Annotated in this window: 18 protein-coding genes and 2 pseudogenes; 15 read left to right on the top strand and 5 right to left on the bottom strand. The window is 62.6% G+C overall.

Features of this window, described 5'->3' with window-relative positions:
• Together X738_RS87345 and X738_RS68015 are read right to left on the bottom strand one after the other, a co-directional pair.
• Nucleotides 1–117, bottom strand: a pseudogene (locus X738_RS87345) (adenylate/guanylate cyclase domain-containing protein); the annotation flags it as partial.
• A gap of 269 nt (nt 118–386) precedes the next feature.
• Entirely contained in the window at nt 387–833 is a 447-nt protein-coding gene (locus X738_RS68015) for an SRPBCC family protein (protein ID WP_023801387.1), read from the bottom strand.
• A gap of 1,029 nt (nt 834–1,862) precedes the next feature.
• On the opposite strand from X738_RS68015, the gene X738_RS68010 reads away from it, so the two are divergent.
• Nucleotides 1,863–2,987 carry an aminopeptidase gene (locus X738_RS68010; RefSeq protein ID WP_023801386.1) on the top strand — a complete coding sequence of 375 codons (1,125 nt, stop codon included), beginning with the start codon at nt 1,863–1,865 and terminating at the stop codon, nt 2,985–2,987.
• Between the two features lie 162 nt (nt 2,988–3,149).
• Here X738_RS68010 and X738_RS68005 read toward each other — a convergent pair whose 3' ends face one another.
• Both X738_RS68005 and X738_RS0142630 read right to left on the bottom strand, forming a co-directional pair.
• The gene (locus X738_RS68005) at nt 3,150–3,383 is read right to left on the bottom strand and encodes a hypothetical protein (protein ID WP_023801385.1); all 234 of its coding nucleotides are present in this window, start codon (nt 3,381–3,383) and stop codon (nt 3,150–3,152) included.
• A 135-nt stretch (nt 3,384–3,518) separates the two neighbouring features.
• A complete protein-coding gene (locus X738_RS0142630) occupies nt 3,519–4,154 on the bottom strand; it encodes a universal stress protein (RefSeq protein ID WP_023801384.1) in 636 nt (211 codons plus the stop codon).
• Between the two features lie 527 nt (nt 4,155–4,681).
• On the opposite strand from X738_RS0142630, the gene X738_RS68000 reads away from it, so the two are divergent.
• The 14 genes and pseudogenes from X738_RS68000 (at nt 4,682) to X738_RS67935 (ending at nt 18,994) form a co-directional block, all read left to right on the top strand.
• On the top strand, nt 4,682–6,244 hold the full coding sequence (locus X738_RS68000; RefSeq protein WP_023801383.1) for a bifunctional aminoglycoside phosphotransferase/ATP-binding protein: 1,563 nt from the start codon (nt 4,682–4,684) through the stop codon (nt 6,242–6,244).
• A gap of 36 nt (nt 6,245–6,280) precedes the next feature.
• A complete protein-coding gene (trxC, locus tag X738_RS67995) occupies nt 6,281–6,727 on the top strand; it encodes a thioredoxin TrxC (protein WP_031255754.1) in 447 nt (148 codons plus the stop codon).
• Nucleotides 6,728–6,922: 195 nt separating this feature from the next.
• A complete protein-coding gene (locus tag X738_RS67990) occupies nt 6,923–7,675 on the top strand; it encodes a FadR/GntR family transcriptional regulator (protein WP_023801381.1) in 753 nt (250 codons plus the stop codon).
• A 63-nt stretch (nt 7,676–7,738) separates the two neighbouring features.
• Entirely contained in the window at nt 7,739–8,644 is a 906-nt protein-coding gene (gene kdgD / locus X738_RS67985) for a 5-dehydro-4-deoxyglucarate dehydratase (RefSeq protein WP_023801380.1), read from the top strand.
• 104 nt (nt 8,645–8,748) lie between these two features.
• On the top strand, nt 8,749–10,257 hold the full coding sequence (locus X738_RS67980; protein WP_023801379.1) for an ABC transporter substrate-binding protein: 1,509 nt from the start codon (nt 8,749–8,751) through the stop codon (nt 10,255–10,257).
• An 81-nt stretch (nt 10,258–10,338) separates the two neighbouring features.
• Complete coding sequence (locus tag X738_RS67975; RefSeq protein WP_023801378.1) at nt 10,339–11,253, top strand: ABC transporter permease; 915 nt, start codon at nt 10,339–10,341, stop codon at nt 11,251–11,253.
• A gap of 3 nt (nt 11,254–11,256) precedes the next feature.
• The gene (locus X738_RS67970; protein ID WP_023801377.1) at nt 11,257–12,180 is read left to right on the top strand and encodes an ABC transporter permease; all 924 of its coding nucleotides are present in this window, start codon (nt 11,257–11,259) and stop codon (nt 12,178–12,180) included.
• Nucleotides 12,177–13,817 (top strand): ABC transporter ATP-binding protein, encoded by a 1,641-nt coding sequence (locus X738_RS67965; RefSeq protein WP_023801376.1) that lies wholly within the window; start codon nt 12,177–12,179, stop codon nt 13,815–13,817. Before X738_RS67970 ends, X738_RS67965 begins: the two co-directional genes overlap by 4 nt.
• Before the next feature lie 162 nt (nt 13,818–13,979).
• Nucleotides 13,980–15,695, top strand: a pseudogene (gene thiC, locus X738_RS67960) (phosphomethylpyrimidine synthase ThiC); the annotation flags it as partial.
• Nucleotides 15,692–16,693 (top strand): glycine oxidase ThiO, encoded by a 1,002-nt coding sequence (thiO, locus tag X738_RS67955; RefSeq protein ID WP_023801374.1) that lies wholly within the window; start codon nt 15,692–15,694, stop codon nt 16,691–16,693. The pseudogene thiC and the gene thiO, both read left to right, overlap by 4 nt.
• Entirely contained in the window at nt 16,662–16,859 is a 198-nt protein-coding gene (gene thiS, locus X738_RS67950) for a sulfur carrier protein ThiS (RefSeq protein ID WP_023801373.1), read from the top strand. Before thiO ends, thiS begins: the two co-directional genes overlap by 32 nt.
• A gap of 4 nt (nt 16,860–16,863) precedes the next feature.
• Nucleotides 16,864–17,637: a thiazole synthase gene (locus X738_RS67945; protein ID WP_023801372.1), complete on the top strand. Its 774-nt coding sequence runs from the start codon at nt 16,864–16,866 to the stop codon at nt 17,635–17,637.
• Nucleotides 17,634–18,239 (top strand): thiamine phosphate synthase, encoded by a 606-nt coding sequence (locus X738_RS67940; RefSeq protein WP_023801371.1) that lies wholly within the window; start codon nt 17,634–17,636, stop codon nt 18,237–18,239. Before X738_RS67945 ends, X738_RS67940 begins: the two co-directional genes overlap by 4 nt.
• Nucleotides 18,230–18,994: a hydroxymethylpyrimidine/phosphomethylpyrimidine kinase gene (locus X738_RS67935; protein ID WP_023801370.1), complete on the top strand. Its 765-nt coding sequence runs from the start codon at nt 18,230–18,232 to the stop codon at nt 18,992–18,994. The genes X738_RS67940 and X738_RS67935 overlap by 10 nt, the downstream gene beginning before the upstream one ends.
• Nucleotides 18,995–19,110: 116 nt before the next feature.
• Here the strand turns inward: X738_RS67935 and X738_RS67930 are convergent, their stop codons facing one another.
• On the bottom strand, nt 19,111–20,079 hold the full coding sequence (locus tag X738_RS67930; RefSeq protein WP_023801369.1) for an ABC transporter ATP-binding protein: 969 nt from the start codon (nt 20,077–20,079) through the stop codon (nt 19,111–19,113).

Raw genomic sequence — 20,079 nt, 5'->3', positions numbered from 1 at the left:
GGCCAACGGCAGGCCGTCGGCCAGCAGCCGGCCGCCGAGCTCGGCCAGGAACCAGTCAGAGCCGGGCGAAGAGCCGGCCTCGTCCAACAACCAGGCGAGTGGCGCGGGCAGATCCATGCCGCGATTATGCCACCGCGGCCACTAGCCTGTCATCCGCGCCGCGGGATGGCGCTTCTGCCTGTCATGTTGTCACGTGAGGACGCCCTCAACGGGACCGGACGGGACGTCGTTAAGGGCGTACTTAAGGGAGAGGTGACATTCAGGGCGAGGCCATGGGACTGCCGCCGGCACAACTACTCCTTTACATAGACGCCATCCTCCAGACTCACGGTCCAATCCTCGATGAGGCAGCCTTCGACACCCCTGCGAGCGACGAGCGGAAAGAGTCAGTCCCTGCCATGCCAGGGGTCCGGCCCCGGTTCACGCCCGGCCGCAACCTCGGCCAGCCGGCCGAGGTAATGGGCCCAGCCTTCCGCATGGCCGGCGCATTGCTCGGCGTTAGGCAGGCCGGTGTGGGTCAGGCGCAGCAGCGTTCCGTCCGGCTGCTCGATCAGGTCGACCTCGATCAGGCTCGACCCCGGCGGCACCACCTCGCTGCCGTCCCAGCCAAAGCTGTAGGCCAGGCGGTGCACCGGCACCACCTCGCGGAAGGAGCCGCGAGCGCAGCGAGCCCCAGTGACATTGACGAGATAGAGCCCGCCAGGCTGCGGCTCGACCTCAGCCTCCGTTCCCATCCAGCGCAGGATTTTCTCCGGATCGGTCAGGAGGGCGAACACCGCGGCGGGCGGCGCCGGGATGTGCGTCTCGCGGCGGACGACGAGGGACTCTTGCATCGGTCTCTCCTACGGTTGCGATGACCTGCTCCGCCTGAGGCGGAGGATGGACGGGCGCCTTCTGTCCTAGTGTGGGAGGTCTTTTCTGACAGCATGTAGGCGGAAGATCGCCCTCAACAAGGTACCGCCCAAGCAGCTTGGCGAGAAGAAATCCGCACCCGGCTTGAGCGATTCCTGATCGACACGACCTGATTGTCGCCTAAGTCAGTCGCATTGGAGATCACTCCGACGCATCTCCCACGTTTAAGCGCTTCAATCGGCATTGTGGGTTTGACGCTGGCCTCCTGCGCCACGAGGTGCCTTCGGGCAGGCGCATCTGGAGGTGTGAGATCGCCTGCAATGTTGGATCTGACGCAATTGTGGTGCAGTTTGCCATCAGAAGGCACCTATCAGTCGGGCCTGAAGCAGGTCGATCTTCCCGCGCCCATACATTCGGCGGTAGCGGATCTGCTGGCTTCAGAAGCGCTCGAGGCGGTCCGAAAGCCTTGTTTATGGTCTGGAGGTTCCAGGACTCGATGCCGCCGACCCGCTCGATCGACTTCACGTGCTTGGCGAGCCGGGACGCGCGATCATGACTCGACGCCTCCGCTCTCGGAGCAGCTTTCCGTAGGTCCGCAAGGGGTCCGGATTGCGACTTTCGCTGCGTCCAGAGCATATGTCCGCTGCTGGCGCAACCGTGACCTCCGGTGCCGTCGCCGGCGATGTCTGCTTCCAGGCAGAGACAAGTTCATCTCTACGGCTGACATCGGCGCATTGCGGACCAACAGCGGTGGGCCGGATGCGACCGGAAGCTCCAGGAGAAAAAGACCTCCTAGGCGGATAGTTCGCATGCCGCCGTGTCCGGCTTATAGCGGACATTCGGCAATCTGGCAGCGAATGATCACATTGTGACAATCTTGCCGAAGACGAACGTCTAACCTAAACCCTCATCCCAGGATATCAACCGAATTGGAGCCACTGTTTGGGACCGGGCGTAGTTGCGACGTTTGCCCTATCCGGACGTGTGAGCAAATGCCGTGGGCAACCGTGATGCGTGCATTTTTTCGTTCGGTTGCTGCGACGATCGTGATGTCCGGCGTGGCCGGTTGCACCAGCATTTCTTACTACGCACAATCCTTGAAGGGTCACGTGGAGATCATGGCGGCGCGCCAGGATGTCGAAGAGCTGATCGACGATCCTTCGATCCCTGGGACACTACGCGCTCGAATGGAATCGGCGAGCGCCATCCGACAGTTTGCGATAGATGAACTAGCGCTGCCGGACAACAATAGCTACCGCAGCTATGTTAACGTTGGTCGGGACGCGGTGACATGGGCCATCTTCGCCGCGCCGGAATTCTCGCTGACGCCACGAACATGGTGCTTTCCAGTATTCGGATGCGTTCCGTACCGAGGATACTTCTCCAAAAGGTCTGCGATTGAAACCGCTGTCGAACTTCAGAGACAGGGCCTGGACGTCTATGTGACGGGCATCACTGCATATTCCACGCTTGGCTGGTCAATTGACCCGCTGCTAAGTACGATGCTCAGCCAAGATGAAACGTATCTTGCGGGGCTAGTTTTCCATGAGCTGGCCCACCAACGCGTCTATGTGAAGGACGATTCCGCATTCAACGAGGCATTCGCTGTCGCCGTCGAAACAACCGGCGTGAGAAAATGGCTGCGCGCGGCTGGTGATACCGGCGAGTTGCGCCGTTACAAAGCCGACCGGAGGCGCAGAGCTCAATTTCTTGCGCTGGTGTCGCAGACCCGGGACGAGCTAAGCCATGTCTATGACGGCAGCGCTACCTCTGAGCAGAAGCGGGCCGCGAAGATGGCCGCGATCGAACGGCTGCGGATGCGCTACCGAGAGATGCGCGACAGTCGCTGGCGTGGATACCAGGGATACGATGTCTGGTTCGATTCTCCGATTAACAACGCGAAGCTCGCCGCGACTTCCGTCTACGGCGATCAGGTGGCGACGTTTCTCCGCTTGTTCGATTTGTGTTCGGGCGACTATCCACGGTTCTTCGCGTCGGTTCGACGGATCGGAGCGTTAGACAAGGCTTACCGCGCCGAAGCGCTCAAAGCAGCAGATTCATGCGATAGCCGGTCAAATCCGAAGGCCAGAAGCGGCGAGTCGGTCGCCGATGTGCTCGGCAGCCGGCGCAGGTGATTGAATTGACCATTTGTCGGCCGATTTCCTAGGAACTTTCACGTCGGCGGGGCCGGAAGCCGCATGTCGGCCTACAGAAGCCAAAAGCGGACTTGCCTGAACTCCCCGGCGGATCCTGGACCACAATGGTTGCCGGCGGGCCGTGGCGCCTCAGCGTGCGCCCTACGAGGCCGAAAACCTCACGCTCACGCCGCGCTGCCGAAAATAAGCCTGCATCAGCTTGCGGCCCGAACGGTTGTTCTGCGCCAGCCTGGTCGGATCGAACACCGCCTGTTTTATCCCTTCTCGTGTCATCGCCGCCTTAAGCGTCGCGATATGCGCGTCGATGTCGGCATTGTCCGCCCGGAGGGAGGCATAGATACTTTCGGTCGCCTCGGCCACGGTCGGTTCGCTCACAGGTGTCGTCCTTTGGTTGGTTGAGCGGCGGCTTACCACAGATTCGCGGCTCCGCCGATACCGATGAGACGGCTAGATGGGCGGCAACAGTGTCCCTTGGGACTTAAAAGGGATGCCAATGACGGGCGCCGGCGGCTAACGCGCCATAAGGATCGGCATCGACGGGTCTTCAAGCATCGAGACGGTGACGCCACCGAAGATGCGCTCGCGCAACCGGGAATGACCGTAAGCGCCCATCACCATCAGGTCGGCGGCGATGTCGAGCGCGTGCCGGCGAAGCACGTCGACGACTGAATGGTCCAGGCTGGGCAGCCGGTCGACTGTGACATTCACGCCATGCCGCGCGAGATAGGCGGCGGCGTCGGCTCCGGGTTCGGCCCCGTGGCGGTACTCGTCCTCCACCGGATCGACCATGACGAGGTGCACCTCATCGGCGCCTGGCAGCAGGCCGAGGGATTCGCGGACGGCACGCGATGCCTCCAGACGGGCGTCCCATGCAATCAGCACGCGTTTCGGCTTCAGGGTCGGCTGCGCCCCCGCGGGGATGAGCAGCAAGGGCTTTCCCGAAGAAAACAATGCGCCTTCGATCGCTTTGCTTTTCAGCGTTTCGTTGGCGAGCAGCTCCGGTCCAATGACCGTAATGTCGGCATAGCGGGCACGGCGGCCGATGGTGTCGTCGGCCCAGCCGGCTTCCGGATATTCGCTGGAGACATCGGCCGAAAGCACGCTGCCGGCGAGAAAAGCCGACAGGTCAGCAGTCCGCTTCTTCAACAGATCCTCGACGGCCCGACGCTCGTCGAGCCAGGCTTCTGAAACGACCGCGGCATACTCCCCGACTGGTGGCGGCGCAGCTACGGCAACGACCAGAACAGCAAGAGAGGCGCCGATCTCGTTGCACAGGTCGGCGGCAGGCTTGAGATCACCGTCTCCCTCGTGCGGTCCCGTAACGGCAAGTATCGTCCTGAAAGCTATGGCGGCTGCTCCCGATTTTGCCCCAAAGCCAATCGTCGTTGCAACAACAGCGAGACGGCTCGGCGCGCTGCTAGCGCTGAGTCAAGAACGCCGCCGGTCATCATTTGATCCGTATCAACATGCCCACGTGCCGACGCCAACAGGTTTCAGGCCGCTGGAGGACGCCAAGAATACGCCCCGAACACCGGAGCAGCAGCATCACGGAACGCATTCGTGACCTGGCTGGTTATATCCAGGCGCTGTGGCAGCAAGGGCCTGATGGCGTGGAATTTCAGCGACCACGCTCGCTGGCGCCCCAGGTTGGGTACAAAACAAAGAGGCATCCGATGATCGTCGAGGATCAGCAATCCGTGGCCGCGATGTTGATGGACCCTGCCGCATATGGCGAGAGCGGACCGGTCGAGGCGATCGAGACCCATATCTCGCGGATATTCCTGGTTGGCCAGCGCGCCTACAAGATCAAGCGAGCGGTCAAGCTGCCCTATGTCGACTTCTCGACCCCGGCGCTGCGGCTCGCCGCTTGCGAGAAGGAGGTCGATTTCAACTCCAGGACTGCCCCCGGCCCCTATCTGGGGGTGCGGCGCGTCACCCGCGAGGCCGGCGGCGAGCTGGCCTTCGACGGAAGCGGCAAACTGGTCGATGCGGCGATCGAGATGGTCCGCTTCGATCAGTCGAAGCTGCTCGACCGAATGGCAGTCGGTGGCGAACTGACGCCTGCGCTGATGACGGATGTCGCGCGCATGATCGTGCGCTATCATCGTGGCGCGCCGGAGGTCCACAACGGCAGCGGATCCTCGAACCTGGCAGGCGTGCTCGCCATCAACGAAGCCGGCTTCGCCACCAGCCATGTTTTCGACGAAACCGAGATCAAGGCATTCGCCGGAATCCTCCGCACCGCCCTCGCCCGTCATCGCGAACTGCTCGACCGGCGGGGGGCGGCAGGCAAGATCCGGCGCTGCCACGGCGATCTGCATCTGCGCAACATCTGTCTCTTCGACGGCGAGCCCCGCCTCTTCGATTGCATCGAATTTAATGACCAGATCGCCAGCATAGATGTGCTTTACGATCTGGCCTTCCTGCTGATGGACCTCTGGCATCGCGGCTTTCCGGAACTCGCCAACCTGGTGATGAACCGCTATCTCGACGAAGCAGACGACGAGGACGGCTTCATCCTCCTGCCGTTTTTCATGGCAGTGCGGGCCGCGGTGCGCGCGCATGTCACCGCAACCCAGGTCGAGGAAGGCAGTGACATGCCCGGCGGCCTGATTGCCGAGGCCAGATCCTATTTCGAGCTTGCCCGAACACTTCTCCAGGAAAAACCTCCTCGGCTGATCGCCATCGGCGGCTTGAGCGGCTCCGGCAAGACGGCCGTTGCCGAGGCACTCGCCGCACATGTCGGCGCGCCGCCCGGCGCACGCATTGTCGAAAGCGACCGCATCCGCAAAGCCCTGCATGGGGTGCCGGCCGAAACGAAGCTGCCGGACAGGGCTTATCGACCTGATGTGTCGGACCGCGTCTACCGCGAAATGGCATGGCGTGCCGACTTGATCCTTGCCGAAGGCGGTTCGGTGGTCGCCGACGCCGTCTTCGACAGGCCGGCCGATCGCGACCGCATCGAGACGGCGGCAAACGGCAGAGACGTTGCTTTCGCCGGATTCTGGCTGGAGGCGGATCCGCTCGTTCTTTGGCGACGGGTAAGCGAGCGCAGCGGCGGTCCTTCCGACGCCACTGTCGATATCTTGTCGCGGCAATTGCAACGAAACGCCACTCCGTCGGCGTGGTGCAAGGTCGACGCCGATCGAAAGCTCGCCGATATCGCCGCAGAATTGGCCAAGGTTTCGGACGCGGTCGCTTTTGCGCAGAATCCTCCACTCAAGACCGCATCGTGACGGCGACGATCGACGCGCATAAAGGGGTAAATGGGCATGACGCAGGAAAAACTGGTGGTTTGCGGCAAATGCGGCGGGGTCAATCGCCTGCCGCCGGCAGGCGATGCCGGGGACGCGAAATGCGGAAAGTGCGGCTCCAGGCTGTTCTCGGGTCATCCGGCAGACGTCGATGCACAGAGTTTCGATCGCCAGGTCACGCGAAGCAGCCTCCCCGTCGTCGTCGACATATGGGCCCCATGGTGCGGCCCGTGCAAGATGATGGCGCCGGCCTATGAAGCGGCAGCCAACGAACTGGAGCCGCATGTTCGACTGATCAAGCTCAATTCCGACAATGAGCAGGCCGTTGCAGCCAGACTCGGCATCCGCGGGATCCCGACCATGATCCTCTTCCACGGCGGACGGGAGGTTGCGCGCACATCCGGCGCAATGACGGCGGGACAGATCGTCAGGTGGGTCCGCGATCACCTGCCGGCCGCAGCCTGAAAGCCGCTACTGCGTGGATTTCGCTGATCGCCGTCCCAGCACGACGGGCGAATTGATGGCCGACACTGAGCACAGAAGCCATATGATGACATTAAGAAGTTCGAGATATCGAACGACGAATTTTCATATGATGACCTCGCTTTTGGCCCGCACTGGGAGTATGGATCCTCAGATCCGGCAAAGTTGGGAGGACCCATGCAGCAGGCCGAACATCGAACGTCCCGGCGGTCGTTCGTCTCTCAGGTTGCCGACGCCCTACGCGGCCAGATCGAAGCCGGCTTTTATGCGCCTGGCGATAAATTGCCGACAGAACCCGCGCTGATCGACCGGTTCGGGTTCAGCCGCACCGTGGTCCGGGAGGCCATCGCCGCGCTTCGTGCCGATGGGCTGCTGGAATCGCGGCAAGGCGCCGGCGTCTTCGTTCTCGGCCCGAAACCCGTCGACGAGGGATTGAAGCTGTTCACTGACGAAACGAACAAGATCTCGGACATCATCGAAGAGCTCGAGCTGCGCATCGGCATCGAAGTCGAGGCAGCCGGCCTTGCCGCCGCCCGCAGCTCGCCGGCCCAAGAGGCCGAAATCGAGGCCCAGGTCGAAAGGTTCGCCGACCTCATGGCGCAAGGGCAACCCACGGACGATGCCGACTTCCAGTTCCACATGGCGATTGCCGCCGCAACCAACAACGCCAGGTTCAAGGCCTTCCTCGAACATGTCGGCCGGCGGATGATCCCGCGGGTGAAGTTCAAGACGATGATGGGCGGCGTCGACCCCTTGCCCAATCGCGACCATCCGATTCTGCAGGAGCACAGGGAAATCGCCGATGCGATCCTCGCCCGCGACCCGGAAAAGGCGCGTGAGGCGATGCGCCGCCATTTGGTGACCGGGATAAAGCGCTATCGCACCCTGACCGTCCGGCGCCCGACAAATCAGGACAACACCGGCGGTTGACTCGTCTGGATACTCATCATATGAATTGAGATGACATCATATTAATTTGTGGGATGAGTTCCTTTGTCGCCAGATGAAATTAAGTCGCGTGTCGCTTCAGGGCTGCTGTCGTTTCCGGTCACGCATTTCAACGAGGATTTCAGCCTCAATCTCGAAAGCTATCGCGCGCATGTCGAATGGCTGTCGGGGTTCGGTGCCGCTGCCCTGTTCGCGGCCGGCGGCACCGGTGAATTCTTCTCGCTGTCGCCGGAAGAGGTCGCCGACGTTACCCGCGCGGCCAAGGATGCCTCGGGAGACGTGCCGATCATCGCCGGCTGCGGTTACGGCACGGCGCTCGCCACGGAAATCGCCCGCCGCGCCGAGGCTGCGGGAGCCGACGGTCTCCTGCTTCTGCCTCACTATCTGATGGAGGCCTCGCAAGAAGGGATTTTTCGGCATGTCAAAGCCGTGTGCCAGTCCACCGGCCTCGGCGTCATCATCTACAACCGTGCGAACTCGGTCGCCAATGCCGACACGGTCGCCCGCCTTGCTGACGCGTGCCCAAACCTCATCGGGTTCAAGGACGGCACAGGCAAGATAGATCTTGTCCGCCACGTCACTGCAAAGCTCGGCGATCGGCTCTGCTATATCGGTGGCATGCCCACACATGAGCTGTTTGCCGAGGGCTTCAACGGCGCCGGCGTGACGACTTATTCCTCCGCGGTCTTCAATTTCGTGCCGGAATTGGCACAGCGCTTCTACAGGGCGATGCGGACAGGTGATCGCAATGTGATGGAAGAAATCCTGCACGGCTTCTTCTTCCCGTTCGCGGCTCTGCGCGATCGCGAGCAAGGTTATCCGGTGTCGATCATCAAGGCCGGCGTCGAACTCATCGGACGGACACCCGGCCCGCTTCGGCCGCCGCTGACCGATCTGAAGCCGCAGGAGAAAGACGTGCTGCGCGGACTGATCGAGAAGATCGCCGCCTAGCCGCCGCGAGATCGGCAAATCGTCGGCCGAACGGGATGAGGAGGATCGTCTCGTGCGCCAGCCAAAACGGAAGATCCCAAATGGAAGATCAAGGGAGGAGTGACATGAACAGAAGCATTCATACGATTGCAGCTGTCGTTTTGATGACCGCTGCCGCGCCATCGGCCGTCGCACAGGAAGCGGCGCAGGAGATCCGTATCGTCCTGCCGGAGCAGCCGGCCAATCTGGAGCCCTGCGGCACCATCATCACCAATGTCGGCCAGATACTCAGCCAAAACGTGGTTGAATCGTTGACCGTCATCGATCCGGTCAGCGGACAGCCCCAGCCGAAACTGGCGACGGAGTGGACCAGCGTGGACCCGACCACCTGGCGGATCAAGCTGCGCGAGGGCGTCAAATTCCAGGACGGAACCGAACTCAATGCGGATGCGGTCGTCTTCTCCATCAACAGGATGATCAGCGGCAAGCTTACCTGCAGCAACATTGCGAAATTCGGTGATGCCAAACTGACGCTGACGCCGGTCGACAAGCTGACCGTCGAAATAAAGTCGAACAGGCCCGAGCCCATCATGCCGACGCTGTTGAGCGTGGTCATGATCGTCTCGCCGAAGACGCCGGTCGACCAGGCGGTGAACGATCCGGTCGGCACCGGCCCGTTCACGCTGTCGACCTTTTCCCCGCAGACCGTGGTGCTGGACGCGTTCGACGGCTATTGGGGCAACAAGCCGCAGATCACCAAGGCAACCTATGTCTGGCGACCCGAATCCTCGATTCGAGCCGCCATGGTGGAGACCGGGGAAGCCGACCTGACACCGTCGATTGCCATCCAGGACGCCAGCAATCCGGAGACGGATTTCGCCTACCTGAACTCCGAAACCACTGCCATCCGCATCGATGCCGCCGAGCCGCCGCTCGACAACCTGCGCGTGCGCAAGGCGCTCAACCTGGCGATCGACTGGGAAGGCCTTGCGCAGCTGTTCGGCGACGACGTCAAGCGTGCGTCGCAGATGGTCGTCTCCGGGATCAACGGCCATGACGATGCGCTCGAGCCTTGGTCGTATGATCCGGAAGAGGCGAAAAAGCTCATCGAAGAGGCGCGCGCGGCGGGTGTCGCAGTCGACACCGAGATCAAGCTCATCGGGCGAAACGGCATCTATCCGAATGGCGCCGAAGCGATGGAGGCGATGATGACGATGTGGCAGGACGCCGGCCTCAACGTCAAGCTTACCATGCTCGATGTCGCCGACTGGCTACGCTATCTGCAAAAGCCGTTCCCGGCGGAGCGCGGCCCCAATCTCCTGCAGATGATGCATGACAACAACAAGGGCGATGCGGCCTTCACGGTGCCGATCTTCTATCGATCGAGTGGCAGCTACTCGACCTTGGCCGATCCGGCATTCGACAAGCAGATAGACGAGGCACTGGCGGCGACCGGCGAAGCCCGCACCAACAGCTTCAAGGCGATTTTCGGCAAGGCCCGCAACGAAGTGGTGGCGGACATCCCGATGTTCCACATGATCGGCTACACCCGGGTTGGCACCAGGCTGGAATGGAAGCCCGATATCACCACCAACAGCGAAATACCGCTGGCCAATATCGCCATCAAAGACTGAGCGATACGGGGGCGCCAGGCGGTCGTCGCCCTGCGCCCCCGACCCGTTGCCTCCGTCGATATCCGCCGAAGGGCATCCGAAATGATAACCTATCTTGGACGCCGGGCGTCGCACAGCATCCTATCGGTCATCGGTCTTTTGACCTTGGTTTTTTTCCTGACACGGCTCACCGGCGATCCTTCCGCCTTGTACCTGCCTCTGGACTCGACTGCGGAAGCTCGGGCCGCGTTCGCGCGGTTGAACGGCCTCGATCAGCCGATCCATTGGCAGTTTCTGGGATATCTGCGCGATCTGCTGCAGCTGGATTTCGGTGAATCGCTGCGCCAGAACCGCTCGGCGATGCAGGTCGCGCTTGAGGCGTTCCCGGAAACGCTGAAGCTGGCCGTCGTCGCGATCACGCTGTCGACCGCCTTGGCAATCCTTGTCGGCTCTTTGGCGGCCGCGCGGCCGGGCAGCATCTTCGACCGTATCGCCAGCCTCGTCTCGCTGGCCGGCGCAAGTGCGCCGGATTTCTGGGTCGCCATCGTCGGCATCCTTGTCTTCGCCGTGGGGCTCGGGCTTTTGCCGACATCGGGCACCGGCACCTGGGTCCACTGGATCATGCCGACCTTCGTGCTGATGCTTCGCCCTTTCGGTCTCCTGGTGCAGGTCGTGCGCGGAACCATGCTGTCGGCGCTTGCCTCTCCATACATCAAGACCGCAAGGGCCAAGGGCCTGCCGCGGCAGAAGATCATCTTCGGGCATGCGCTTCGCAACTCGCTGCTGCCGGTCGTCACGGTCGCCGGCGACCTGGCGACCAGCCTTGTCAACGGCGCCGTCGTCGTGGAGTCGATATTCGGCTGGCCCGGCATCGGCAAGCTGATGATCGATTCGATCATCCAGCGCGACTTTGCCGTCGTCCAGTCGACCATTCTGGTGACGGCAACCGCCATCTTCATCCTCAACATCGCGATCGACCTGCTCTACGCGGTTCTCGATCCGCGCATCCGGTACTGAGCCATGACGATCATCACCCCCGACATCAAGCCGGCGGCCGTTCCAGGCAGCGGCCGCGTGATTTTTGCCTATTTGAAGCGCGACAGGCTTGCGCTCGCCGCTGCTATTTTCCTGGCGATCGTCGTCATCGCGGCGGTCCTCGGCCCGTGGCTGGTGGGCGACGCCGCATCGCGGCTCGGGCTGCGCCAGCGCAACCTCGCCCCGTTCTCGCTGGCCAGTGGCTGGATCTACGTCCTTGGCGCCGACACCCTCGGCCGGCCCATCCTGGCCAGGCTGATTGTCGGCGCGCAGAACACGTTCGGCATTGCCGCGGCGGCGGTGTACGCGTCGATGCTGGTCGGTGGGACACTGGGCCTGATCGCGGGCTATTCGGAGCGCTGGTACAGCCATCTCATCCTGCGACTGGCCGATGTCGTCATGAGCTTTCCCTCGCTGCTGCTGGCGCTCATCGTGCTCTACACGCTGGGTCCGAGCATCACCAACCTGGTGATCGTTCTCGCCGTCACGCGCATGCCGATCTACCTCAGAACGGCGCGTGCGGAAGTGCTGGAGCTGCGCGAGCGCATGTTCGTCAGCGCGGCGCGAGCCATGGGTGCAAAGCCGGCCCGGATCATCATCCGGCACATCGGCCCCCTTGTCCTGCCGACATTGGTGACAATTTCAGCCATTGATTTCGCGACAGTCATTTTGTCGGAATCGGCGCTGAGTTTCCTTGGCCTCGGCATTCAGCCACCCGACTTCACCTGGGGCGCAATGGTCGCAAACGGCCGCGGCTATCTCGCCACCGCCTGGTGGATCGCATTCTGGCCGGGCCTTGCAATCATGCTGACGACGCTGTCGCTCAACATCCTCTCGAACTGGGCGCGCACCGTTGCCGATCCGCAGCAACGCTGGCGCCTTCAGACATTGCGAAAAGCTGCCCGATGAGCAACGCGACCATTCTCAAGGTCGAGTGTCTGACCGTCGATTTTCTTTCGAACGATGAACCGATACGCGCCGTCGACGATGTCTCTTTCCACGTCAGCCGTGGCGAGACGCTGGTGATCCTCGGCGAAAGCGGTTCGGGTAAGAGCGTCAGCACCAGCACGGTGATGGATCTCATCGACTGTCCGCCAGGCGACATCGTGGCCGGCTCCTGCCTCTTCGATGGCGTCGAACTGTCAGGCCTCGGTGCCGAGGCGCGCCGAAGCATCAACGGCCGCAGGATAGCGATGATCTTTCAGGATCCGCTCGCCTATTTGAACCCGGTCTACACGGTGGGGCGCCAGATCGAGGAGGTCTATGAGAGCCACGGCGCAGAGAGCGGCAAGGGCGCACGCGCCAAGACGATAGAACTGCTTCGGCGCGTCGGCATTCCAGAGCCGCAAAACCGCGTCGACTTCTATCCGCATCAGTTCTCGGGCGGACAGCGCCAGCGCGTGATGATTGCCATGGCGATCGCGTTGAAACCGGACATCCTGATCGCCGATGAGCCGACGACCGCTCTGGACGTCAGCGTGCAAGCGCAGATCCTCGATCTGCTGCGCGATCTCCAGCGCGAAACCGGCATGGCGTTGATCATGATCACCCATGACCTCGAAGTCGCCGCGTCCATGGCGGACCGGATTATCGTCATGAACGGCGGCAAGGTCGTCGAGACGGGCATCGCCAGGGAGGTCTTCAGCAATCCGCAGCACGCCTATACCCGCCGCCTCATCGCCGCCCTGCCCCACGGTAACGCAGCGGAGGCGCCCAACAAGCGTTCGACGGCGATCGCCGGCGAGACGCTGCTCAAGGTGGAACATCTCACCAAACACTATGAGCTTGCTTCCGGAGCTTTTAGCAGCAAGCGGACGTTCAAGGCGGTGGACGACATAAGCTTCGAGGTCAGGAGAGGAGAAACGCTCGGCATCGTCGGCGAGTCCGGGTCCGGCAAATCGAGCGTCGCGCGCATGCTGTTGGGGCTGAACGCGCCAAGCGCCGGCAAGGCGGTCTTTGCCGGTGAGAACATCTTCGACATGAATGGGAAGCGCCTCATGGCGTTTCGGCGCAAGGTCCAGATGGTCTTCCAGGACCCATACGGATCGATGAATCCGCGCATGCGCGTTTATTCGATCATTTCCGAACCCTGGGTGATCCACCGCGATATCCTGCCGAAGGACAAGTGGAAGGCTCGAGTGGCAGAGCTCCTGGAATTGGTTGGGCTTTTGCCGGAGCACGCCGAGCGCTACCCGCACCAGTTTTCCGGCGGCCAGCGACAGCGCATCGCCATTGCGCGCGCGCTTGCCAGCGAGCCGGAACTGATCGTCTGCGACGAGGCGGTTTCGGCGCTCGACGTCTCTATCCAGGCGCAGGTGATCGACCTTCTGGCCGACCTCAGGACGAGGCTCGGCCTCTCCTATATTTTCATCACACACGACTTGCCGATCGTGCGCCATTTTGCCGACCGGATCATGGTCATGAAAGACGGACGGATTGTCGAGGAAGGCCAAACCGCGGCGCTGTTCGGGGCGCCTCGCCACGACTATACGCAAAGCCTGCTGCAGGCTGTGCCGCAGCCCAAATGGCTAACGCAGGCTCAATAGTTCGTCCGCGCGCGCCCAGCAAGCGTTGCCGATTGATGGGCCGAATGCGCTTGACAAAATGGCGATCGCCCGCTCAATTTGACCCATTCACCAGGGGGGTCCCGGCAAGGGGCTGAGATACTGCTGGCTTTCGCGGCGCAGTGACCCGTTGAACCTGATCCAGTTCATACTGNGGGCGAACCGCCTGTCACCGTTTACGATCCGTCCGGCCCCTATACGGACCCGACTGTCGAAACCAGCATCGAAAAGGGCCTCGCCAGGTTTCGCAATGAATGGGTGACGGTGCGCGGCGACGTCGAATTCCACGATGCCCGCAGTGTCAGGCCGGAGGACAACGGCTTTGCGTCAGGTGAGCGCCTGACGCCGGAATTTCCCGTGCGCCACCGGCCGCTAAAGGCAAAAACGGGCCAAGCGGTGACGCAGCTTGCCTATGCGCGCGCCGGGATCATCACCCCCGAAATGGAGTTCGTCGCCATTCGCGAGAATCTCGGCCGCGAGAGCTTACGCGGCGGGATGCAGCGCGACGGCAACTCTTTCGGCGCGGCGATCCCGGACTTCGTCACGCCGGAATTCGTGCGCGACGAGATAGCGCGCGGACGGGCTATCATTCCCGCCAACATCAACCATCCGGAGAGCGAGCCGATGATCATCGGCCGCAATTTCCTGGTCAAGATCAATGCCAATATCGGCAATTCAGCCGTCACCTCGTCGATGGCCGAAGAGGTCGAAAAAATGGTCTGGGCGATCCGCTGGGGAGCCGACACCGTCATGGACCTGTCGACCGGTCGCAACATCCACAACATCCGCGAATGGATCGTCCGCAATTCGCCTGTGCCGATCGGAACCGTGCCGCTCTACCAGGCGCTTGAGAAGGTCGGAGGGATCGCCGAGGACCTGACCTGGGAAATCTACCGCGACACGCTGATCGAACAGGCCGAACAGGGCGTCGACTATTTCACCATCCATGCCGGTGTGCGGCTGCACTACATCCCGCTGACGGTCGACCGGGTCACCGGCATCGTGTCGCGCGGCGGCTCCATCATGGCCAAGTGGTGCCTGCATCATCACCGCGAAAGCTTCCTCTACGAGCATTTCGAGGAAATCTGCGACATCTGCCGCGCTTACGACGTGTCGTTCTCGCTCGGCGACGGCCTTCGTCCCGGCTCGATCGCCGACGCCAACGACGCGGCGCAGTTCGCCGAACTAGAAACGCTCGGCGAGTTGACAAAGGTCGCCTGGGCCAAGGATTGCCAGGTCATGATCGAGGGGCCGGGCCATGTTCCGATGCACAAGATCAAGGAGAACATGGACAGGCAGCTCGAAGTCTGCGGCGAGGCGCCCTTCTACACGCTTGGGCCGCTGACCACCGACATCGCACCCGGCTACGACCACATCACCTCAGGCATCGGCGCGGCAATGATCGGCTGGTACGGCACGGCGATGCTCTGCTATGTCACGCCCAAGGAGCATCTCGGTCTCCCCGACCGCAACGACGTCAAAACGGGCGTCATCACCTACAAGATAGCCGCGCACGCCGCCGATCTCGCCAAGGGTCATCCGACGGCGAAGGTCAGGGATGACGCCCTTTCCCGCGCACGCTTCGAGTTTCGTTGGGAAGACCAGTTCAACCTGTCGCTCGACCCCGAAACCGCGCGCTCCTTCCACGACGAGACTTTGCCGAAGGAGGCGCACAAGCTGGCGCATTTCTGCTCGATGTGCGGGCCGAAATTCTGCTCGATGCGCATCTCCCACGACATTCGGGCCGAGGCACAGAAAGAGGGCATGGCGGCGATGGCCGCGAAGTACCGCGAGGGCGGCAATCTTTATATGCCGGTGGACGGCGAACCGCCCATGCCGAAGATGCCGGAGCCGTCATGAGGCTGCTGGTCAAAGGGGCTGGCGTCGCCGGCCTCACCGCCGCCTTCGAACTCGCCGCCCGCGGTGCTGCGGTAACCATTGCCGAGACCCGGCATGGCCTTGGCGGCAACGCATCATGGATGGCCGGCGGCATGCTGGCGCCCTGGTGCGAGCGCGAAAGCGCCGAGCAGCCGGTGCTGGATCTCGGACGCGATGCCGCCGACTGGTGGGATGCGGTCCTGCCGGGTCATGTCACGCGGGCCGGAACGCTCGTTCTGGCAACGCCGCGGGATGCGGGCGAACTCGACCGGTTTGCAAGCCGCACGTCGGGTCATCGGCGGATCGACGAAGACGAAATCGCGCTCCTGGAACCCGATCTCGCCGGCCGCTTCCGTCGCGGGCTGTTCTTCCCGGGCGAAGCCCATCTCGACCCACGCCGTGCAATGGCGGCGCTGCATGAAAAACTCGCCGGAAGCGGCGTCGAGTTCCGCTTCGGAATGGACGCCCTGCACATGACGGGATTCGACCGCGAGATCGACTGCATAGGAATGGCGTCCAGCGATGAAAGGCTTCGCGGCGTTCGCGGCGAGATGCTGATCCTGCGTACACCGGACATCTCGCTGTCGCGCCCGGTCAGGCTGCTGCACCCGCGTTTGCCGCTCTATCTGGCGCCGCGCGCCGACCACCATTTCATGGCGGGTGCAACGATGGTCGAGAGTCTGTCCACGGAGCCGGTCACGGTGCGGGCGATAATGGAACTCCTGAACGCCGCCTATTCGGTTCATCCCGCCTTCGGCGAGGCCGCGATCGTTGAGACGGGCGTCGGCATTCGCCCGGCGTTTTCCGACAACCTGCCGCGCGTCGAAGCGCATGGCAGGACCGTCGCGATCAACGGGCTCTACCGCCATGGTTTCCTTCTGGCCCCCGCCATGGCGCGCCGGGCGGCCGACCTTGTTTTCGATTCTGACAAACCGGTGGAACTTGCTGATGAAACTGACGGTCAACGGCGAAGCGCATGAGATCACCGCCGCCACCCTGGCGGAGCTTCTCGCAGCGCTTGACTACGAGGGCAACTGGCTTGCAACGGCCGTGAACAGCGACCTTGTGCACGCGACTGAGCGGGCGCTGTTCCAGCTGAAGGACGGCGACCGGATCGAAATTCTCTCACCCATGCAAGGAGGTTAGTAACGTGATCGAGCTTTACGAAACCAAGCTTCCGTCGCGCCTGCTTCTCGGCACCGCACAGTACCCCTCGCCCGCCATTCTTGCCGATGCGGTCAAGGCATCCTGCGCGTCCGCGGTGACCGTCTCATTGCGCCGCGAAATGGCCGGCGGCAAGGGTGGCGAGAAATTCTGGTCGCTTATCCAATCGCTGCGGCTGCATGTCCTGCCCAACACCGCCGGTTGTCACTCCGTCAAGGAAGCCGTCACGACCGCAAATATGGCGCGCGAGGTCTTCGGCACGAACTGGATCAAGCTCGAGGTGATCGGCAATCATGACACGCTGCAGCCTGACGTCTTCGGCTTGGTCGAGGCCGCGCGAATCTTGTGCGACGACGGCTTTGCTGTATTTCCTTACACGACGGACGATCTCGTCGTCGCCGAGCGATTGCTGGAAGCCGGATGCAGAGTGCTCATGCCCTGGTGCGCGCCGATCGGTTCTGCGCTTGGACCGGTAAATATCACCGCGCTCCGCTCGATGCGCGGCCATTTCCCGGATGTCCCGCTGATCGTGGATGCGGGCCTCGGCCGCCCATCTCACGCGGCTCTCGTGATGGAACTCGGCTTCGACGCGGTGCTCCTCAACACGGCGGTGGCCAAGGCCGCCGATCCGATCGGCATGGCGCGCGCGTTCGGCAAGGCGGTCGATGCCGGCCGTGAGGCCTATCGCTCCGGCCTACTCGAGCCGCGCGACCTCGCCGTCCCATCGACGCCGACAATTGGCCGGGCAGTCTTTCAATGAGACTCGATCCTTTTTATCTGATCGTCGATAGCGCCGCCTGGATTGAAAGGCTGGCGCCGCTCGGCGTCAGGCTGGTGCAGCTTCGCGTCAAGAACCTCGCCGAGGCTGCGTTGCGCGCCGAGATCCGCAAGGCGAAGGCCTTGTGCGCCCGATACAAATGCCAGCTCATCATCAATGACTTCTGGCGGCTGGCGATCGAGGAGGACTGCGATTTCATTCATCTCGGACAGGAAGATCTGCAAGCGGCGGACCTTACCCGGATAAGGGCTGCGGGTCTCCGTCTCGGCCTCAGCACGCACGACCATCTCGAACTCGAAACAGCCCTTGCCGCCAGACCGGACTATATCGCGCTCGGCCCTGTCTACTCGACCATCCTGAAACAGATGAAATGGGCGCCGCAGGGGCTCAAACGGCTTGGCGAATGGAAGCGCCGGATCGCGCCGACACCTCTGGTCGCGATTGGCGGCCTCAATCCCGACCGGATCGAGGGCGTCTTCGGTGCCGGTGCGGACAGCGCCGCGGTAGTGACTGACATCACATTGGATGCCGATCCGGAAGCGCGAACGCGCGAGTGGGTCGAAAAGACGGGGCGATGGCGTTGAGGCGCGAACCGCATGTGCTTGTCGTCGGCGGCTCGGACTCCAGCGGCGGCGCCGGCATAGTCCGCGACATTGAGACGATCTCCGCCCTCGACTTGCGCACCTGCCTTGCCATTACCACCGTGACGGTGCAGACGCATGAAGCCGTCACGCAAATCCACAATTTGCAACCCGGTCTGGTGGCCGATCAGATGCGTGCCGCGCTGCAAGCCAATGCGGTCGGGGCGATCAAAATCGGCATGCTCGCGACGGAGCAAACCATCGTCGCCGTCGCGGATGTGCTGCGCCAAAACCCACAGATACCGGCAGTCATCGACCCGGTGCTGGTCTCTTCTTCGGGTTGGCCGCTTCTGGACACAGGCGCTATCGGCGTCCTGAAGCATGAACTCATCCCGCTTTGCCGTCTCGTCACACCCAACCTCATCGAACTGGCTGTCCTTGCCGGCTCAGACCTGGCCATCGACGAGGACGCCGCATTGCAACAAGGTCAGAAATTGCTCACCGCCGGATTGCAGGCCCTGCTGATCAAGGGCGGCCACGCGGCGGGGTGTCGATCGACGGACATCCTGCTGCGCGCCGATCAAGAGCCCATCCGCTTCGATGCGCCGCGTCTTGGCGGATCGATGCGCGGGACGGGTTGCGCGCTGGCCAGCGCCATCGCCGCGCACCTGGCAAACGGAAGCCTGCTTGAAGACGGCGTGCGCAAAAGCAAGCTGTTGGTTTTCGAGAAGCTTCGGAAATCGATCTCTCGGGATTGAGGCGGTTGAGCTTGGCGGGGGCTTTTCTGGGCAGCAAGCTGGCGGCCGGTTCTTCGCCTTCCTTCGGAGAGTCTCTCAGACAGCACGCGAAGTAAATCGCCTTGTCGGGTCTTGTCTCAAGCGATGTCGTCGCGAATGCAGGCCTTCAAATGGCCATCGGACGTTGTTGCCCGTAATGGCGGGACGATGCCGGCGCAAGCGTCGAGGGCAACCGGGCAGCGGGTTCGGAAAACACACCCGGTCGGCGGATTTGCCGGGCTTGGAATGTCGCCCTTCAGCACCTGCCGGCCTTGCCTGGCCAGCGGGTCGAGCGACGGAATGGCCGAGAGCAGCGCGCGCGTATAGGGATGCTGCGGCCGGGCATAGAGCGCGGCAGCAGGCGCGACTTCCATGATGCGGCCGAGGTAGAGAACGATCACCGTGTCGCAGATATATTCGACGACGGCCAGGTCATGCGAAATGAACAGCATGGTCAGGCCGAGCCGGACCTGCAGGTCGCGCAAAAGATTGATGATCTGCGCCTGAATGGAGACATCGAGGGCAGAGACCGGCTCGTCGGCGACGATGAATTCGGGTTCGAGCGTAAGCGCCCGGGCGATACCGATGCGCTGGCGCTGCCCGCCCGAAAATTCGTGGGCGTAGCGATCATAGGCATCGACTGGCAACTCAACAGCAGCAAGCGCCTTCTCAGCCTTCGCCCGCCGCTCGCGCCTGCTGCCGATGCCCTGAATATCGAGGCCTTCGGTCAGGATCTGACCGATGGTCATGCGCGGCGACAGGCTGGCGAACGGATCCTGGAAAATATACTGCATCTTGCGGCGCTGGCGAGCCAGAGGCCCGGCGCTCAGCTTGGTGATATCGACGCCGTCAAACCTTATTTCGCCGGACGTCGGCTCGATGAGACGCAGCACCGAGCGGCCGATCGTGGTCTTGCCAGACCCGGATTCGCCGACGAGGCCGACCACCTGGCCGCGCGCGATGTCGAAGGAAATATCGTCCAGCGCCCTGACGACAGGACCGCGCGAGAACGCCGTCGGCGCAAAATGCTTGGTCAGGTTCCTGACTGAAAGGAAGGGAGCGTCCAC

The sequence above is a fragment of the Mesorhizobium sp. L48C026A00 genome (assembly GCF_000502375.1).
Lineage (GTDB): Bacteria > Pseudomonadota > Alphaproteobacteria > Rhizobiales > Rhizobiaceae > Mesorhizobium > Mesorhizobium muleiense.
This window is presented reverse-complemented; position numbering and strand designations above follow the sequence as displayed.

What these genes read in the sequence shown, in the direction of transcription:
- X738_RS68015 (WP_023801387.1), bottom strand. Translation starts at nt 833, where the DNA reads ATGCAAGAGTCCCTCGTCGTCCGCCGCGAGACGCACATCCCGGCGCCG.
- X738_RS68010 (WP_023801386.1), top strand. Translation starts at nt 1,863, where the DNA reads ATGCGTGCATTTTTTCGTTCGGTTGCTGCGACGATCGTGATGTCCGGC.
- X738_RS68000 (WP_023801383.1), top strand. Translation starts at nt 4,682, where the DNA reads ATGATCGTCGAGGATCAGCAATCCGTGGCCGCGATGTTGATGGACCCT.
- trxC (WP_031255754.1), top strand. Translation starts at nt 6,281, where the DNA reads ATGACGCAGGAAAAACTGGTGGTTTGCGGCAAATGCGGCGGGGTCAAT.
- X738_RS67990 (WP_023801381.1), top strand. Translation starts at nt 6,923, where the DNA reads ATGCAGCAGGCCGAACATCGAACGTCCCGGCGGTCGTTCGTCTCTCAG.
- X738_RS67980 (WP_023801379.1), top strand. Translation starts at nt 8,749, where the DNA reads ATGAACAGAAGCATTCATACGATTGCAGCTGTCGTTTTGATGACCGCT.
- X738_RS67975 (WP_023801378.1), top strand. Translation starts at nt 10,339, where the DNA reads ATGATAACCTATCTTGGACGCCGGGCGTCGCACAGCATCCTATCGGTC.
- X738_RS67970 (WP_023801377.1), top strand. Translation starts at nt 11,257, where the DNA reads ATGACGATCATCACCCCCGACATCAAGCCGGCGGCCGTTCCAGGCAGC.
- X738_RS67965 (WP_023801376.1), top strand. Translation starts at nt 12,177, where the DNA reads ATGAGCAACGCGACCATTCTCAAGGTCGAGTGTCTGACCGTCGATTTT.
- thiO (WP_023801374.1), top strand. Translation starts at nt 15,692, where the DNA reads ATGAGGCTGCTGGTCAAAGGGGCTGGCGTCGCCGGCCTCACCGCCGCC.
- thiS (WP_023801373.1), top strand. Translation starts at nt 16,662, where the DNA reads ATGAAACTGACGGTCAACGGCGAAGCGCATGAGATCACCGCCGCCACC.
- X738_RS67940 (WP_023801371.1), top strand. Translation starts at nt 17,634, where the DNA reads ATGAGACTCGATCCTTTTTATCTGATCGTCGATAGCGCCGCCTGGATT.
- X738_RS67935 (WP_023801370.1), top strand. Translation starts at nt 18,230, where the DNA reads ATGGCGTTGAGGCGCGAACCGCATGTGCTTGTCGTCGGCGGCTCGGAC.